The following is a 15,568-nucleotide window of genomic DNA, read 5'->3' on the forward strand; positions in this document are numbered from 1 at the left end:
CCCCGTGCACCGGCCACGGATCACGGTCGGCCGGGATGCGGCTCCCGCTCAGAAGTTCCACGAGACCGTGTTGTCCGCCTGCATGAACGCGGCGAGGACGAGGAGGTCGGCGACGCCGAGTCCGAGCCCCAGGAAGGCACGGCCGCGTCGGGTGGTGCCCCGCCACAGCGCCACGGACGCCAGCACGATGGCGGTCGGGCCGAGGAAGACGTTGAGGACGAGCAGGCCCAGCAGGCCCAGGACGAAGGACGCGACGGCCATGCCGTCGACGTCACGGAGACCGGTGCGCCGGGCGGCCGGTGCGGTCAGGTGCATGGTGATCGGCTCCCACGGTCGGAGGGACGGGGTTCGAACGGCCCGGTGCGGGTCAGTGCGCCGAGCTGCCGCGTCCGCGGCCGTGGCGCTCGCGCAGGGCGAAGACGCCGAGCCATACGACGATGACGGCACCCGCGACGACGGAGAAGGAGAGCGGGGCGTGGGCGACGGTGCCCAGGGCGACGCCCAGCAGCATCAGCGCGGCGACGAGGAACAGCATGAGTGGATCCCCCAGATCGGTGAACGGTTGTAGTTACAGTTGTTCACTGAGTTCCCAGCCTAGCGGGGTCCATGGCTTTCCCATGGCGGAGAACAGTTGTTGACTGCATGGCATGAGTCACACATTCGGCGTCCGGCAGGCCCAGAAGCAGAGGACACGGCGGGCGCTGCTCGACGCGGCACTGGAGCTGCTCGAGGAGCAGAGCCTGAGCAGCCTGGGACTGCGCGAGGTCACCCGCGCGGCGGGGATCGCGCCGACCGCCTTCTACCGGCACTTCCGTTCCGTCGAGGATCTGGGGGTGGCACTGGTCGAGGAGGCCTTGGGCAGTCTGCACCCGATGATCCGGACGATCGTGTCCACGACCGGCGACGGCGAGGAGCGCATCGCGCGGGCCATCGGACTGATCGCCGGCCATGTCGACGCGCATCCCGCGCACGTGCGGTTCATCGCCCGGGAGCGGCACGGCGGGGTGCAGTCGGTGCGGGAGGCGATACGGGATCAGCTGGCGTTGTTCGCCGTGGAGGTGGGGGAGGCGCTGGCGGAGGATCCGGTGTCCGCGGGGTGGGGCGAGGAGGATCTGATGATGCTGGCTCAGCTGTACGTGGATCAGATGCTCGGCACCGCTTCGCTGTTCCTGGAGACGCCGGCGAGGGGGGCGGGGGCTCGGGAGCAGGAGCGGGAGCGGGTGTTTCGGACGGCGGCGCGCCGGATGCGGTTGATCGGCATCGGGCGTGCGCACTGGCTGGAGGGGGCGGGTGGGGGTGGGTGAGGGTTTTCGCCCCCGCCGCCCCTACCCGTCCCGTACCCGGGGGCTCTGCCCCGGCCCCCCTTCGGCCCTGAACGGGCTTTGTCCTCGGACGCCGGACGGGCCGGCTGGTGCCGGGCGGGGTGATGAGGGTCAGGTCAGGCGGGCGCGGGCCAGTTGGCGGGACTGGGCCACCAGGCGGTCGGTGCTGTCCCAGACCTCGGCGTCCTCCTCCAGGAAGCCGCCGGCGAGGTTGCGGGTGGTGATCGAGACGCGCAGCGGGCCCGGAGCCGGGCGGCAGCGGACGTGGACGGTCAGCTCCACCGTCGGGACCCAGCCGGACAGACCCAGCTCGAAGGCGGTCGGCGGCAGGGCGTCCACCGCGAGGAGCAGCGAGAGCGGGTCGGGGTCCCGGCCGTCGGCGAGACCGAACCAGGCCCGCATCTCCCCCTTGCCGGAGGGCTGCCCGAGCGCCCATCCCAGGGTCGAGGGGTCGAGCTTGAGCATCAGGCGGTCGGCGATGGCGGAGCTGCCGTCGACCGGGTTGGGGCCGTCCTCCGGGCCGAAGCACTGTTCCATCGGCGGTATCGCCGGCGGCTCGGCCGTCGTACGGACGTCGTCGGGGAGGGAGTCCAGATCGCCGTAGGAGGCGAGGACGCGGATGCGCTCCACCTCGTCGCCCTGCTCGTCGAACTGGAACAGGGATGCCTGACCGGTCGACAGGGTCCGTCCGGTGCGCACGGTCTCGGTGCGGACGACCGCCGGGCCCGGCTGGGAGGCGGTCAGATAGTGCGCGGAGACGGTGAACGGGTCGGCGTGCGGCAGGGCGTCCGCGAGCGCGCGGCCCAGGACGGCCAGCAGATAGCCGCCGTTGACGGCGTTGATGATCGTCCAGCCGGCGGAGAGGTCGATGTCGTAGACGCCGGGCGCGCGCGGGGTGACCGCGGTGTCGCGGTCGAACTCACTGGCGCCGACGGCGGCCCGGGTGGGCTGGGCGGTGGCTGCTTCTGGCATGGCTGAACAGTACAAGAAGACAATACTAAGCGGTAGCTTTGTCCGTGCGCCCCGGAGAACTACTCCTCCTGGACCGTCGAACGGCGGTGCCACGCGCGAGGAGCCCGCCAGTGGTAGCGCATCGCGAGCAGCCGCAGCACGAAGGCCGTGACCACGGCGAGGCCGCTGGTCCCCGCGTTCAGCGCGTCGTAGCGGAGGCACAGCGCGGTCAGGGCGGCGCCGACGACGGCCGGGACGGCGTACAGGTCGCGGTCCCAGCGCAGCAGCGACGGCACCTCGTTGGCGAGTACGTCGCGCAGCACACCGCCGCCGACCGCGGTCGCCAGACCCAGACAGGCGGAGGCGGTCAGGCCGAGGCCGTAGTCGTACGCCTTGGTCGTGCCGACGACGCAGAACAGGCCGAGGCCGGCCGCGTCGAACACGTTGACGCCGGTCTGGATGCGCTCCACGTGCGGGTGGAGGAAGAACACCAGAACCGTGGCGAGCAGCGGGGTGACGAAGTACCCCAGGTCGGTGAAGGCGGCGGGCGGTACGGCGCCGATGACCAGGTCGCGGAAGAGTCCGCCGCCGAGCGCGGTGACCTCGGCGAGTACGGCGATGCCGAAGACGTCGAAGTTCTTGCGGACGGCCAGCAGGGCGCCGGAGATCGCGAAGACGAAGATGCCGATCAGGTCGAGCGTGTGCAGGACGGACGGACTGAACAGTTGCTGGAGCACCCATACATTCTCACCCAACAAGAACCCCTCGCCTTGCAAAGCAAGGCGAGGGGTGGTGTGAACTTGCTGTCCGCAAACCGTTCAGCGGAGCCGTACGAGGCCCCGGGAAGTACGGCGGTCCGTCAGCCGGTCTTGCCCTGATCCTTGTCGGACGCGTCCGGCCCCGCGGCGTCGAGGTCCTTCGCGACGGCGTCGGCCGTCCGGTCGCCCGGGGCCTCGGCCGCCGACGGCACCTTCTCCTTGACCGCCGCGGCGTCCGGTTTGGTCGTCGAGTCGGCCGGCAGGAGTGCGGCGGGGACCTCCGCCTCGTCCTCGGTCCGCTCGACCACCACGTCTTCGGTCTCCGTGACGGCCTCGATGCCGGTGGGCCGGGTCAGCGCCAGCTTCCCCGACTCGATCTCCTCGGCGAAGTGGCACGCCACCCGGTGGCCGCCGCCGACGTCCCGCAGCTCCGGCCGCTCGGTCGCGCACCGCTCGGCCTGCGCCCACGGGCAGCGCGTGTGGAAACGGCAGCCGCTGGGCGGGTTCGCCGGGGAGGGCAGGTCGCCGGTGAGCAGGATGCGCTCGCGCTTGTCCTCCACCTCCGGGTCCGGCACCGGCACCGCCGACATCAGGGCCTTGGTGTACGGGTGCTTCGGCTCGGCGTACAGCGCGTCGCTGGGCGCCTCCTCGACCAGCGAGCCCAGGTACATCACGCCGATCGTGTCGGAGATGTGCCGGACCACGGCGAGGTCGTGGGCGATCACCACGTAGGTCAGGCCGAGCTCCTCCTGGAGCTCGTCCAGCAGGTTGATGACCTGGGCCTGGACCGACACGTCGAGCGCGGAGACCGGCTCGTCGCAGATGATCACGTCCGGTTCGAGGACGAGGGCGCGGGCGATGCCGATGCGCTGGCGCTGGCCGCCGGAGAACTCGTGCGGGTAGCGGGAGAGCGCGTTGGAGGGCAGGCCGACCTTGTCCAGGATCGACTTGATCTTCTCCCGGCGCTCCTCCTGGTCCTTGCCGATGCCGTGGGCGACCATGCCCTCGGACAGGATCGACTCGATGTTCTGCCGGGGGTTGAGCGAGCCCAGCGGGTCCTGGAAGACCATCTGGAGCCGGCGCCGGAAGCGGCGCATCTCCTCGCCGGGCAGCTTCGCCAGGTCGGTGCCGTCGAGGACGACGGAACCCTCGGTGATGTCCACCAGCCGCAGCACGGACCGCCCGAGGGTGGTCTTGCCGCAGCCGGACTCGCCGACCAGACCGTAGGTCTCGCCGGCCTCGACCTTCAGGGACACCCCGTCCACGGCGTAGACGTGACCGACCGTGCGGTCGACGAAGATGCCCTTCTTGATGGGGAAGTGGACCTTGACGCCGTCCAGTTCGAGCAGGCTCATGCGGTGACCTCCTCGGCCTTCGCGTCGTCGAGTACGGGGTTGACGCACCGCACCTGGTGGCCGGCCGCGCGCGGCTCGGTGAGCTGCGGAGGGCCGGTCAGGCAGCCCATCTCGTACCGGTCGCAGCGGGGTGCGAAGGCGCAGCCGTCGGCCCAGGCGATGCGGTCGTTGATGGAGCCCCGGATGGGGGTGAGGGGTTCGCCCCGGGGAGCGTCCAGACGCGGGATGGAGCCCAGCAGTCCGTGCGCGTAGGGGTGGGTCGGGTGGCCGAACAGCTCGCGGCGCCCGGCGGACTCGACGGTCTTGCCCGCGTAGAGCACGTTGACCTGGTCGCAGAGGCCGGCGACCACGCCGAGGTCGTGGGTGATCATCAGCAGGGCGGTGCCCTCCTGGTCCACCAGTTCCTTGAGCAGTTCCAGGATCTGCGCCTGGATCGTCACGTCGAGGGCCGTGGTGGGCTCGTCGGCGATGAGCATGCGGGGGGCGCAGGCCACCGCCATGGCGATCAGTGCGCGCTGGCGCATACCGCCGGAGAGCTGGTGCGGGTACTCCTTGAGCCGCCGGGTCGGGTCGGGGATGCCGACCCGGTCCAGCAGGTGGGCGGCCTCCTTGCGGGCGGCCTCGCCCTTCAGTCCGCGGTGGCGTTCCAGGATCTCGGTGACCTGCACGCCGATCGGTACGACCGGGTTGAGCGAGGACAGCGGGTCCTGGAAGATCATCGCCATTTCGCTGCCGCGCAGGTCGCGGCGGGCGGACGGACTCATGGTGAACAGGTCCGTGCCGTCGAACTCGGCGCGGCCGCCGATGGTGACGCCCTTGTGGGGCAGCAGGCCCATCAGGGCCAGGGAGGTGACGGACTTACCGCAGCCGGACTCGCCGACCAGGCCCACGACCTGGCCCTGGTCGACCTCGAAGGAGACGCCGTCGACCGCCCGGGACTCCTTGCGGCCGCGGCCGCCGAAGGTGATGGTCAGTTCGTCGACAGTGAGCAGAGACATGGTGGTTCAGCCCCTCAGCTTCGGGTCGAGGGCTTCCCGCATGGCCTCGCCGAGGAGGGTGAAGCCGAGGGCGGTGATGATGATGCCGACGGCGGGGTAGACCGCCATCATCGGCGCGTTGTCGAAGAACCGCTGCGCCTGGGTGAGCATGACGCCCCACTCGGGGATGGCCGGGTCGGGGTTGCCGAGGCCCAGGTAGGACAGGGCGGCGGCCTCGATGATCGCGGTGGCCAGGGAGAGCGTGGCCTGCACGATCACCGGGCTGAGCGAGTTGGGGATGATCTGCGAGAGGACGATGCGCCGCTTGCGCACACCGAGGGACCTGGCCGCGAGCACGTACTCCGCACTGCCCTGGGCCAGCATGGAGCCGCGCAGCAGCCGGGCGAAGACAGGGATCTGCACGACACCCACGGCGATCATCACTGTGGTCAGCGACTGTCCCATGACGGCGGCGATGGACACGGCCAGCAGCAGCGAGGGCATCGCCAGCATGATGTCGATGAAGCGCATGACGACGGAGTCGACGCGCTTGCCGGTGTCACCGCCGAGGGTGGCGAAGGCGCCGGCGAGGCCGCCGATCAGGAAGCCGATGACCAGGCCGATCAGTGTGGCGACGACGCCGACGAGCAGCGTCTGGCGGGCACCGACCAGCATGCGGGAGAACATGTCCCGGCCGAGGTGGTCGAGGCCGAACCAGTTCTCGCCGCGCATGCCGACGAACTCGCCCCGGTTGGGGAAGACCTCGTTCCGCCAGGTCTGGGCGGTCGGGGAGTGCGGGGCGAGGTAGGGCCCGACGATCGCGAGGACGATGAACAGGGCGATGACGACCGCACCGATGATCGCCATCTTGCTGCGCTTGAGGCGTCGGAACGCCTCCCGCCACAGGCTGGCGCCGGTGCTGGTCTCCTTGGTCGCGGCCAGTTCCGCGAGGCGCTGGATCTTGTCGGTCTTGGTGGCGACACTCATGTCAGTGCACCCGCACTCTCGGGTCGATGAGGCTGTACGCCAGGTCCACCAGCAAGTTGATCAGGACGTATATCAGCGCGATGAACATGATGAAACCGACGAGCACGGGGTAGTCGCGACCGTCGATCGCGGTCCGGATGAAGGAGCCGATGCCTCCGAAGGAGAACACGGACTCGGTCAGGACCGCGCCGGACAGCAGGGAGCCCGTGAGCAGGCCGACCGCGGTCACCACGGGGAGCATCGCGTTGCGCAGCACGTGCCGGCTCCGGACGACGCTCCGCTTGAGGCCCTTGGCCTCGGCGGTGCGGACGTAGTCCTCGTCCTGCACTTCGAGAACGCTGGCTCGGGTCATGCGCACGATGACCGCGAGCGGGATGGAGGCCAGGGCGACGGAGGGCAGGATCAGGTGCATGATCGCGTCCCAGGAGGCGTCGAACTCCCCGGTGAGGATGCCGTCCAGGACGGCGAAGCCGGTCACGTCCGTGGCGTTGATGCCGGTGTCCTGACGTCCGTAGCTGGGGAAGAAACCGAGCTCGACGGCGAAGACGCCCTTGAGGATCAGAGCCAGGAAGAAGACCGGGATGCAGATCCCGATCAGCGATCCGGAGACCGCGCTGACGTCGAGCCAGCCGCCGCGGTTGCGGGCCGCGAAGTAGCCGAGCGGGACACCGACGACCACGGCGATGAGGATCGCGAGGAGGGACAGCTCCACGGTCGCGGGGAAGCGCAGGACGAACTCGTCCCACACCGGCTGACCGGTCTGGGTGGAGGTGCCCAGGTCGAGTTCGGCGATGCGCTTCAGGAAACGCCAGTACTGGACGTAGACGGGCTGGTCCAGCCCGAGCGCGCGGTTGATGCGCGCCACTTCGGCCTCGGTGGCCTTCTCCCCCAGGATCGCTGAGGCGGGTCCACCGGGCAGACGGTCGAGCCACAGGAAGAGCAGAACCGACAGGCCGAGCAGCGTGGGTATGAGCTGGAGCAGTCTTCGTACGACGAGACGCAGCACCCCGCATGCCCCTTTCTTACGTGATGTCTTACATGAATGGACCCGCCCGGTCGCCGAGTTGCGACGACCGGGCGGACCCCCCGTTTTGGTTTCCTACCGCTGTTCGCCTACTTGAAGGAGGTCTCGGCGAAGACTTCCTGGGTCAGCGGGGAGACGTTCGGCGGGTTCACGTTCTTGGCGAAGGCGATGGCCGGCGGGGAGGACGAGACCGGGACACCCGGGAGGTACTCCATGATGGCCTCGTTGGCCTTCTCGTACGCGGCGACGCGCTCCTCGGCCTTGCCCAGCTTCGAGCCGGCGTTCACGGCCTCGAAGACCTTCTTGTCCTTGAAGCCCCACTGCTTGTCGTACTCGGCGAACCAGGTGCCGATGAAGTTGTAGCCGTCGTTGAAGTCACCGGTCCAGCCGAGCATGTGCAGGTCGCAGGAGCCCGCCTCGGTGGCGTCCAGGTAGTCCGGGGCCCACTTCATGGCCTTCGGCGTGACGGTGATGCCGGCCTTCTCCAGGTCGGCCTTCATCAGCTCGAACAGGTCCTGCGGGGCAGGCATGTACGGGCGGGTGACCTCGGTCGGGTAGCAGAACTCGACCTTGAGCTTCTCCTCGCCGGCCTTCTTGAGGAGTCCCTTGGCCGCCGCGGTGTCGTACGGGTACTTCTTGACGTTCTTGGAGTAGCCCGCGATGGTGTCCGGCACGAACTGGTCGGCGACCTTGCCGCCCTCGGGCAGCTGGGTCTTGACCAGGTTCTCCTTGTCGATCGCCTGCGCGATCGCCTGGCGGACTTCCTTCTTCTTGAGGGCCTTGTTGGCCCCCTGGCTCATGCCCACGTAGAAGAGGTTGAAGACGCCACGGGTCGGGACGACGTAGCCCTCGTCCTCGAGGGTCTTGACGTCGGCCGGGGCGACGAGGTCGTAGCCGTCGATGTCACCGGCCTGGAGCGCCTGGCGGCGGCCCTCTTCGGTGTCGATGGTGCGGAAGACCAGGTTCTTGATCTTGGCCTTGTCGCCCCAGTAGTCGTCGAAGCGCTCAAGGGTGACTTCCTTGTTGCCCTTGTTCCACTTCGTGATCTTGTACGGGCCGGTGCCGGCGACCGTGCCGGCCTCCTGGCTGTACTTGGGGTAGGTGATGGCGTCGCCCTTGGCGGTCGCCTCTTCCTTCGCGTACGCCTGGAGGGCCTTCGGCGAGTGGATCGCCAGGGCCTGGAGGGAGAAGCCGCCGGGGAGGTTGGCGGAGGGCTTCTTGACCTCGATGACGGCGGTGTTCTCGTCCTTCGCGGTGCAGGACTTGTAGTTCGCCTCGGGCGTTTCCTTGTCCTCGTTCTTCGCGAAGCCGCCCATGATGGTCTGCCAGTAGTAGGAGACCGCGCTGGACTGGTAGGTGCCCGTCCAGTTGAACCAGTGGTCGTAGTTGGCGCAGACGGCCGCGGCGTTGAACGCCTCGCCGTCGTGGAACTTCACGCCCTTGCGGAGGTTGAAGGTCCAGACGGTGCCCTTGTCGTTGCTCGACCAGGTCTCGGCGAGGCCGCCGACCAGCTTGGTGCCGCCGGACTCGTGCTCGAGCAGGGCCTCGAACGCCTGACGCGTCACGCGGAAGGTTTCACCGTCGCTCGCGAGGGCAGGGTCCAGGGAACCGGGGTCACCTGCACCGGCGAACACGAAGGTGTCCTTCTTGCCGCTGCTTTCGTTGTCAGCGTCCCGTTCGCTGGAGCAGCCCGTGGCGATCAGACCGACCGCCACCGCGGCCGTGATCGCCCGAGCGCCTCGGGACTTGAATATGCGCATACTGGGGCCACTCCGGGTCCGCTATGTGGATGCATCTTGACCGGCCGAACACTACAGACGATCGCAGGGCGTCAGGAACAGTCCGGATAGCGGTGATACCTACCTGAGATCTGAACAGTTGACATAAGGGACTGTTCAGGCGTCCCTTCGTCAGGATTTAACCCGCCGGACACAGAACGACCTTCCCGACCGCCGCCCAGGTGACGCCGGACGCCGTGAAGAACGAGTGAAACCGCAGGTGACAGGCGGTCAACGGACTGTCGCTGAGTGCGCATGGCCGAAAATCTGGCGTGAAGCCGACGGTGTGCGGCGGGCGGTACGGACGCACCGACTCCGGTTCGCGCCCCTGTCCACTCCGTGGACGGTGACACCCCGTCAGTACGGTGACGTCCGGGCCGGTCAGCCCCGGTGCGCGGGCGGTCAGCCCCGGTGCGCGGGCGGTCAGCCCCGGTGCGCGGGCGGGTAGCCGTAGGCCGCGGCGGGGGACGCCGCGGCGCCGTGGGCCTCGCGGTCGTAGAACGGGCGGGAGTTGGCGCGCAGCCACATCGCGACCGGGTCGTGCCCGTCGGACATCGCGACGGTCGACACGGGCAGCCCGTCCGGGACCGCTCCGAGGGACTGCTGCATCATCGCGCGTACGGCGTCCACGGCGGGCGGGGAGGTGTCGTACACGTCCAGGCCGATGGCGAGGTACGGGGCGCCCAGCGCGGGCTGCACCCAGGCCCGGCGCAGGGCGCGGACGGCCGGGGTGCGGTGGGCGTTCTGCGCGAGGAGGGCGTAGAACTGCGGGATCTCGATGGCCGGTTCGGACAGCCGCAGCGGTCCGGCGGGCTGACGGTCCAGGCCGCCGGCGATCCGGCGCAGGTCCAGCCAGGGGATGCCGACGCCGCCGCCGGGGGCGTGCGGATTGAGCCAGAGCCCGTAGTGGTCGGGATAGAGCGCGCGGGCCACTTCGAGGCCGTCGACCACCTCGTACGACCGGTTCCAGCCACTGGCGGACAGCTCCTGGGCCGAGGTGACGCAGGGCGCGTAGCCTAGGCCGTCGACCTCCATGTTCCCGTACTGGGCGTCCGAGGAGCCGGCCTGGCCGTGCCAGAGCAGCATCCAGACCTGGCCGGAGGCGGGGGTCGCGAGAGCGCGCAGCAGCGCCTCGTACGCGTCGTAACGCCCGGGCGTCACCTGGCGCAGCATGTGCTCGACCTGTCCGGCCGCCGCGGTGCCAGCGCTCACTTGTATCGCCCCTCCGTACCTCGCCAGCGGATGAACCTAGCTTAAGCCGACGCCGTGCGGCGGGCTGCTGTGCGGCAAGCGCGCAGAAGGGCTCGGGGCTGCGCGTCGTCCGGCGGGTGCGGGTGCGTTGTGGTTGACCGCGCCCGCGCGGCGGAGCCGCACATCGATACAGCCCCGCGCTCCTGGGGGCTACAGCTCGCGTCGGTAGAAAGGGTGAACCTTGGTGCGGAGCCAGTCGCCCACCGGGTCCTGGGCTATGTCCAGGACGATGAGGTTGACCGGCCAGGGGGCCGGGGTTCGGCCCAGGGCCCGGCCCAGGGCGTTCAGGGGGAGGGTGCGGGCGTCGCCCTCCCACTGGGAGAGTTCCACGCCGATGAAGAGGACCGGGTCGGCCGTCTCGATCGCGGCGAGGCAGCGGCGGGCGGTGGTCACCACGCCGAGGGAGTCGAACTCCGCCGAGGCCGCGGCGAGGAAGTCCAGCGGGTCGTCCTGCCAGTCGGGCTCGAACAGCCGGACCCGGCCGCCGGCCGCCGGACCGTCCAACGGGCCGCGTCCGGCCCGGCACAGTTCGGCGACGGCGGGCGGCGGCAGCGGAATGCCGACCACGCCGCCGGGGTTCACCGCGATCCCGGCCTGCGGCGGCAGGCCGCGGGCGAACTCCACGGCGGGCGCGACGGTGTACGCCAGGTGGGAGCCGACGACCTGGCGGAACTGCTCCTCGGAGCTGAAGACGGGGACGTAGGCCTGGCCGTCGATCTCCATGGTCGGCAGGTCCAGCGAGCCGCTGTCCGGGCCGCCGCCGTTCGGCAGCGGGACCCAGACGAAGCTGCGGCCCAGCACCTCGACGATCCTGCCGCCCGCCGAGGGGACGCCCAGGGAGGCCGAGAGCACCTCCTCCAACTCGTTGCCGGGCCATCCGCCGTGCGGGTGGGGGTGTGCCTGTGCCGGGAAGTCCGCCGGGAAGTCCATCTGCCTACCGCCTGCTGCCTGGAACCACTGCTGTGGCTGGAAAGGCTATCCGGTCAGCCCGTGAAGCCGACCCGGCGCAGCGTGTCCGCCGCGTCCCGGTCGATCAGGACCGCCGAACCGCAGCCCGCCGGCAGCGCACCCCGCTCCACCGCGCGCAGCAGCCGCTCGCTCGCCGCGCGGTGCCGCAGGAACGCGTACCGCGAGACACCGCGCCCGCGTTCGCGCTGGCCGGCCAGGGCCTGCTGCGGGGTGACGTCGAGCAGCAGCAGATGCAGGCTCGCGCCCCGGCGGCGGGCCTCGCGGGCCAGCCAGCGGCGCACCCAGGCCTGCGTACCGCAGTCGTGCACGACGACCGGTCCACCGGTCCGCAGCACGCGGCGCAGCCCGGCGTAGTGGGAGAGGCGGACCAGCGGGCGGTACACCGCGTACGGCAGGAGGCGCGGCATGCGGCGTTCCCAGCGGTCCCGGGTGTCCTGGGAGTCGACGCGGGTGCCGCGCACCGTGTGCCGCATCAGTGTGGACTTGCCGCTGCCGGGCAGCCCGGTGACCACGACGAGGTCCCGGGGTCCGAAGAGCAGGGCGCGCGGGCTGCGGCCGGCCCGCGCGCGCAGATCGCGGACAACGGGCGCCGGCAGCGCGCCGCGGGCCCCCCGGGCCTGAGCGGCCGGCTGCTGGGGCAGCGTGACGCCCGTGGTGGTGGCGCACGCCGTGGTCCTGTTCACCGTGATCGTCCTCCCCTGGGGCCGGGTACGAGTACCGATCCCCGCCGAGTGTAAAGAAAAGGTAATGCCGGGGTCTGTCGTTTCCGTCCGTTTCCTGAAACAGGCTTGTCACAGCCCCTTGTGACGGCGCCCGCACACCCTGTGCACCCCCTGGGAAGGGTCCCCCTGCCGCGCCCCCGCGATGCGTGCAATGATGGGCGCGCCAACTGCATACCGGCCGCTTGAATCCGCGCGGGAGAGTCCTCGGCACCGTTTGCCGCCGGGGCGCCGAAGGAGCAAGTCCCTCCCTTGAATCTCTCAGGCCCCGTTACCGCGCGGGCGAGGCACATCTGAAAAGCGGGCCACCGAAGGGCATCCAGCAGTGCTCCGGTGGCTCCACCCAAGGTGCAAGCCAGGACGCCCCCTGTGGGGGCGGTCATGGCGAACCTCTCAGGTTCCGATGACAGATGGGGAGGAAACGCCCTCGCCTGTCATGCCTTTGGGAGACCGACCGATGAGCAGTACCGAACCCCGCCGGACCGCGCTCGATGCCCTGCATCGTTCGCTCGGCGCGACGATGACCGACTTCGCCGGCTGGGACATGCCCCTGCGCTACGGCTCCGAGCGCGACGAGCACAACGCCGTCCGTACGAAGGCCGGCCTGTTCGACCTCTCGCACATGGGCGAGATCACCGTCACCGGCCCGGAGGCCGCCGCGCTCCTCGACCACGCCCTGGTCGGCAACATCGGGGGCGTCAAGCCCGGCCGCGCCCGCTACACCATGATCTGCCGTGAGGACGGCGGCATCCTGGACGACCTGATCGTCTACCGGCTCGGTGAGTCGGAGTACATGGTGGTCGCCAACGCCTCCAACGCGCAGACGGTGCTCGACGCGCTCGTCGAGCGTTCGGCCGGCTTCGACGCCGAGGTCCGCGACGACCGCGACGCGTACGCGCTGCTGGCCGTGCAGGGTCCCGAGTCCCCGGCGATCCTCGCGTCGCTCACCGACGCCGATCTGGACGGCCTGAAGTACTACGCCGGTCTGCCCGGCACGGTCGCCGGTGTGCCCGCGCTCATCGCCCGTACCGGCTACACCGGTGAGGACGGCTTCGAGCTGTTCGTGAAGCCCGAGCACGCGGTCGAGCTGTGGCAGGCGTTGACCAAGGCGGGCGAGGGCGCCGGCCTGGTCCCCTGCGGGCTGTCCTGCCGGGACACGCTCCGTCTGGAGGCCGGCATGCCGCTGTACGGCAATGAGCTGAGCACCTCCCTCACGCCCTTCGACGCCGGTCTCGGCCGGGTGGTGAAGTTCGAGAAGGAGGGCGACTTCGTGGGCCGTACGGCGCTCGCCGAGGCCGCCGGGCGCGCCGCCTCCGAGCCGCCGCGCGTCCTGGTCGGCCTGGTCGCCGAGGGCCGCCGGGTCCCGCGCGCCGGGTACGCGGTCGTCGCCGGCGGCGAGGTGATCGGCGAGGTCACCTCCGGCGCACCCTCCCCCACCCTGGGCAAGCCGATCGCGATGGCGTACGTCGACGCGGCGTACGCGGCGCCGGGCACCGAGGGTGTCGGCGTGGACGTCCGCGGCAGCCACGAGCCGTACGAGGTCGTGGCGCTGCCGTTCTACCAGCGGCGGAAGTGACACCGTCGTAGACGGCTTCACGCGCGTGGGGTGAGCACGTCGTGCCTGCTCACGGGCGCCGTACGCAGTCCCCTCAGTCATCAGCAGTTCCCCCGTACAGGAGAGTCCAGGCCATGAGCAACCCCCAGCAGCTGCGTTACAGCAAGGAGCACGAGTGGCTGTCGGCCGCCGAGGACGGCGTGTCGACGGTCGGTATCACGGAGCACGCGGCCAACGCGCTCGGCGACGTGGTCTTCGTCCAGCTCCCCGAGGTCGGTGACAGCGTGACCGCGGGCGAGACCTGCGGCGAGCTGGAGTCGACCAAGTCGGTCAGCGACCTCTACTGCCCCGTCAGCGGTGAGATCACCGAGGTCAACGAGGACGTGGTGAACGACCCGTCGCTGGTGAACTCGGCCCCCTTCGAGGGTGGCTGGCTGTTCAAGGTGCGCGTCACCGACGAGCCGGCCGATCTGCTGACCGCCGCCGAGTACGACGCCGAAATCGCCGGCTGAGGAGTCTGTAGCCGCATGTCCGTTCTGAACACGCCCCTGCACGAGCTCGACCCGGCGGTGGCCGCCGCGGTCGACGCCGAGCTGCGCCGCCAGCAGTCCACCCTCGAGATGATCGCCTCGGAGAACTTCGCCCCGGTCGCGGTCATGGAGGCCCAGGGCTCGGTCCTCACCAACAAGTACGCCGAGGGCTACCCCGGCCGCCGCTACTACGGCGGCTGCGAGCACGTCGACGTGATCGAGCAGATCGCCATCGACCGGGTCAAGGAGCTCTTCGGCGCCGAGCACGCCAACGTGCAGCCGCACTCGGGCGCGCAGGCCAACGCGGCCGCGATGTTCGCGCTGCTCAAGCCCGGCGACACGATCATGGGTCTGAACCTCGCGCACGGCGGGCACCTGACCCACGGCATGAAGATCAACTTCTCCGGCAAGCTCTACAACGTGGTCGCGTACCACGTCGGCGACGACGGCCAGGTCGACATGGCCGAGGTCGAGCGCCTCGCCAAGGAGAACAAGCCGAAGCTGATCGTCGCCGGCTGGTCGGCGTACCCGCGTCAGCTCGACTTCGCCGCGTTCCGCCGGATCGCGGACGAGGTCGGCGCGTACCTCATGGTCGACATGGCGCACTTCGCCGGTCTGGTGGCCGCGGGTCTGCACCCGAACCCGGTGCCGCACGCCCACGTCGTGACGACGACCACGCACAAGACCCTCGGCGGCCCGCGCGGCGGGGTGATCCTCTCCACGGCGGAACTGGCCAAGAAGATCAACTCCGCGGTCTTCCCCGGTCAGCAGGGCGGTCCGCTGGAGCACGTGATCGCTGCCAAGGCGGTCGCCTTCAAGGTGTGCGCCACCGAGGACTTCAAGGAGCGCCAGCGCCGCACCCTGGAGGGCGCCCGCATCCTGGCCGAGCGACTGGTCGAGGACGACGTCAGGGCCGTGGGCGTGGACGTGCTGTCCGGCGGCACGGACGTGCATCTGGTCCTGGTGGACCTGCGCGACTCCGAGCTGGACGGACAGCAGGCCGAGGACCGCCTCCACGAGGTCGGCATCACCGTCAACCGCAACGCGATCCCGAACGACCCGCGCCCGCCGATGGTCACCTCGGGTCTGCGCATCGGCACGCCCGCCCTGGCCACCCGCGGCTTCACGGCCGAGGACTTCGCCGAGGTCGCGGACGTGATCGCCGAGACGCTGAAGCCGTCCTTCGACGGGGAGGCGCTCCGGGCCCGGGTGACGGCACTCGCCGCGAAGCACCCCTTGTACCCCGGTCTGAAGTAATTTCGTACGCTTTTACACGTACGGACATCAGGGGCATCGCGCACACTGGGTCAGTGGGCGCGGTGCCCCGCACCATGCACCACTGCGTAAACGATCCCTCTTCTCCGAACCACCCCTCCCCCGGTGGACAGCGTC

At 70.1% G+C, this 15,568-nt stretch carries 16 protein-coding genes and 1 riboswitch; of the genes, 4 read left to right on the forward strand and 12 right to left on the reverse strand.

The genetic code is table 11. The annotated features are described in order from the left end of the window. Positions 1 to 48 precede the first annotated feature (48 nt). Both ACFXAE_RS03315 and ACFXAE_RS03320 read right to left on the reverse strand, forming a co-directional pair. On the reverse strand, positions 49 to 315 hold the full coding sequence (locus tag ACFXAE_RS03315) for a DUF4190 domain-containing protein (protein ID WP_384707216.1): 267 nt from the start codon (positions 313 to 315) through the stop codon (positions 49 to 51). Positions 316 to 367: 52 nt separating this feature from the next. Then, positions 368 to 535 (reverse strand): hypothetical protein, encoded by a 168-nt coding sequence (locus ACFXAE_RS03320; protein WP_384707219.1) that lies wholly within the window; start codon positions 533 to 535, stop codon positions 368 to 370. Between the two features lie 112 nt (positions 536 to 647). Here ACFXAE_RS03320 and ACFXAE_RS03325 point away from each other — a divergent pair, with 112 nt between their 5' ends. Beyond that, positions 648 to 1,304, forward strand: coding sequence for a TetR family transcriptional regulator (locus ACFXAE_RS03325; protein ID WP_384707222.1), 657 nt, complete (start codon positions 648 to 650; stop codon positions 1,302 to 1,304). Between the two features lie 129 nt (positions 1,305 to 1,433). On the opposite strand, the gene ACFXAE_RS03330 is transcribed toward ACFXAE_RS03325, so the two are convergent. From ACFXAE_RS03330 to ACFXAE_RS03375, 10 genes are all read right to left on the reverse strand, one after another. Continuing rightward, on the reverse strand, positions 1,434 to 2,294 hold the full coding sequence (locus tag ACFXAE_RS03330) for a thioesterase family protein (RefSeq protein WP_384707225.1): 861 nt from the start codon (positions 2,292 to 2,294) through the stop codon (positions 1,434 to 1,436). A gap of 59 nt (positions 2,295 to 2,353) precedes the next feature. Beyond that, positions 2,354 to 3,010, reverse strand: coding sequence for a trimeric intracellular cation channel family protein (locus ACFXAE_RS03335; protein WP_384707228.1), 657 nt, complete (start codon positions 3,008 to 3,010; stop codon positions 2,354 to 2,356). Positions 3,011 to 3,132: 122 nt separating this feature from the next. After that, the gene (locus tag ACFXAE_RS03340) at positions 3,133 to 4,386 is read right to left on the reverse strand and encodes an ABC transporter ATP-binding protein (protein WP_384707231.1); all 1,254 of its coding nucleotides are present in this window, start codon (positions 4,384 to 4,386) and stop codon (positions 3,133 to 3,135) included. Then, on the reverse strand, positions 4,383 to 5,384 hold the full coding sequence (locus ACFXAE_RS03345; RefSeq protein WP_384707234.1) for an ABC transporter ATP-binding protein: 1,002 nt from the start codon (positions 5,382 to 5,384) through the stop codon (positions 4,383 to 4,385). Before ACFXAE_RS03345 ends, ACFXAE_RS03340 begins: the two co-directional genes overlap by 4 nt. Before the next feature lie 6 nt (positions 5,385 to 5,390). Next, on the reverse strand, positions 5,391 to 6,350 hold the full coding sequence (locus ACFXAE_RS03350) for an ABC transporter permease (RefSeq protein ID WP_384707237.1): 960 nt from the start codon (positions 6,348 to 6,350) through the stop codon (positions 5,391 to 5,393). Position 6,351: 1 nt separating this feature from the next. Continuing rightward, positions 6,352 to 7,356 (reverse strand): ABC transporter permease, encoded by a 1,005-nt coding sequence (locus ACFXAE_RS03355; RefSeq protein WP_384707240.1) that lies wholly within the window; start codon positions 7,354 to 7,356, stop codon positions 6,352 to 6,354. Positions 7,357 to 7,463: 107 nt separating this feature from the next. Further along, entirely contained in the window at positions 7,464 to 9,134 is a 1,671-nt protein-coding gene (locus ACFXAE_RS03360; RefSeq protein ID WP_384707243.1) for an ABC transporter substrate-binding protein, read from the reverse strand. Positions 9,135 to 9,575: 441 nt separating this feature from the next. Next, positions 9,576 to 10,364: an enhanced serine sensitivity protein SseB C-terminal domain-containing protein gene (locus ACFXAE_RS03365; protein WP_384707246.1), complete on the reverse strand. Its 789-nt coding sequence runs from the start codon at positions 10,362 to 10,364 to the stop codon at positions 9,576 to 9,578. A 189-nt stretch (positions 10,365 to 10,553) separates the two neighbouring features. Next, complete coding sequence (locus ACFXAE_RS03370) at positions 10,554 to 11,333, reverse strand: enhanced serine sensitivity protein SseB (protein WP_384707249.1); 780 nt, start codon at positions 11,331 to 11,333, stop codon at positions 10,554 to 10,556. Positions 11,334 to 11,386: 53 nt separating this feature from the next. Next, a complete protein-coding gene (locus ACFXAE_RS03375) occupies positions 11,387 to 12,055 on the reverse strand; it encodes an AAA family ATPase (protein ID WP_384707252.1) in 669 nt (222 codons plus the stop codon). A gap of 222 nt (positions 12,056 to 12,277) precedes the next feature. Continuing rightward, positions 12,278 to 12,378: riboswitch (glycine riboswitch) on the forward strand. Positions 12,379 to 12,548: 170 nt separating this feature from the next. Here ACFXAE_RS03375 and gcvT point away from each other — a divergent pair. The 3 genes from gcvT to glyA all read left to right on the forward strand — a co-directional run bounded on the left by gcvT (position 12,549) and on the right by glyA (position 15,433). Further along, positions 12,549 to 13,667, forward strand: coding sequence for a glycine cleavage system aminomethyltransferase GcvT (gene gcvT, locus ACFXAE_RS03380; protein ID WP_384707255.1), 1,119 nt, complete (start codon positions 12,549 to 12,551; stop codon positions 13,665 to 13,667). Between the two features lie 113 nt (positions 13,668 to 13,780). Next, positions 13,781 to 14,158, forward strand: coding sequence for a glycine cleavage system protein GcvH (gene gcvH / locus ACFXAE_RS03385; RefSeq protein WP_384707258.1), 378 nt, complete (start codon positions 13,781 to 13,783; stop codon positions 14,156 to 14,158). Between the two features lie 15 nt (positions 14,159 to 14,173). Continuing rightward, positions 14,174 to 15,433 carry a serine hydroxymethyltransferase gene (glyA, locus tag ACFXAE_RS03390; protein WP_384707261.1) on the forward strand — a complete coding sequence of 420 codons (1,260 nt, stop codon included), beginning with the start codon at positions 14,174 to 14,176 and terminating at the stop codon, positions 15,431 to 15,433. Positions 15,434 to 15,568: the final 135 nt, after the last annotated feature.

Origin of the sequence: Streptomyces sp. NPDC059454, from assembly GCF_042749965.1 — a bacterium.
Taxonomy (GTDB): domain Bacteria; phylum Actinomycetota; class Actinomycetes; order Streptomycetales; family Streptomycetaceae; genus Streptomyces.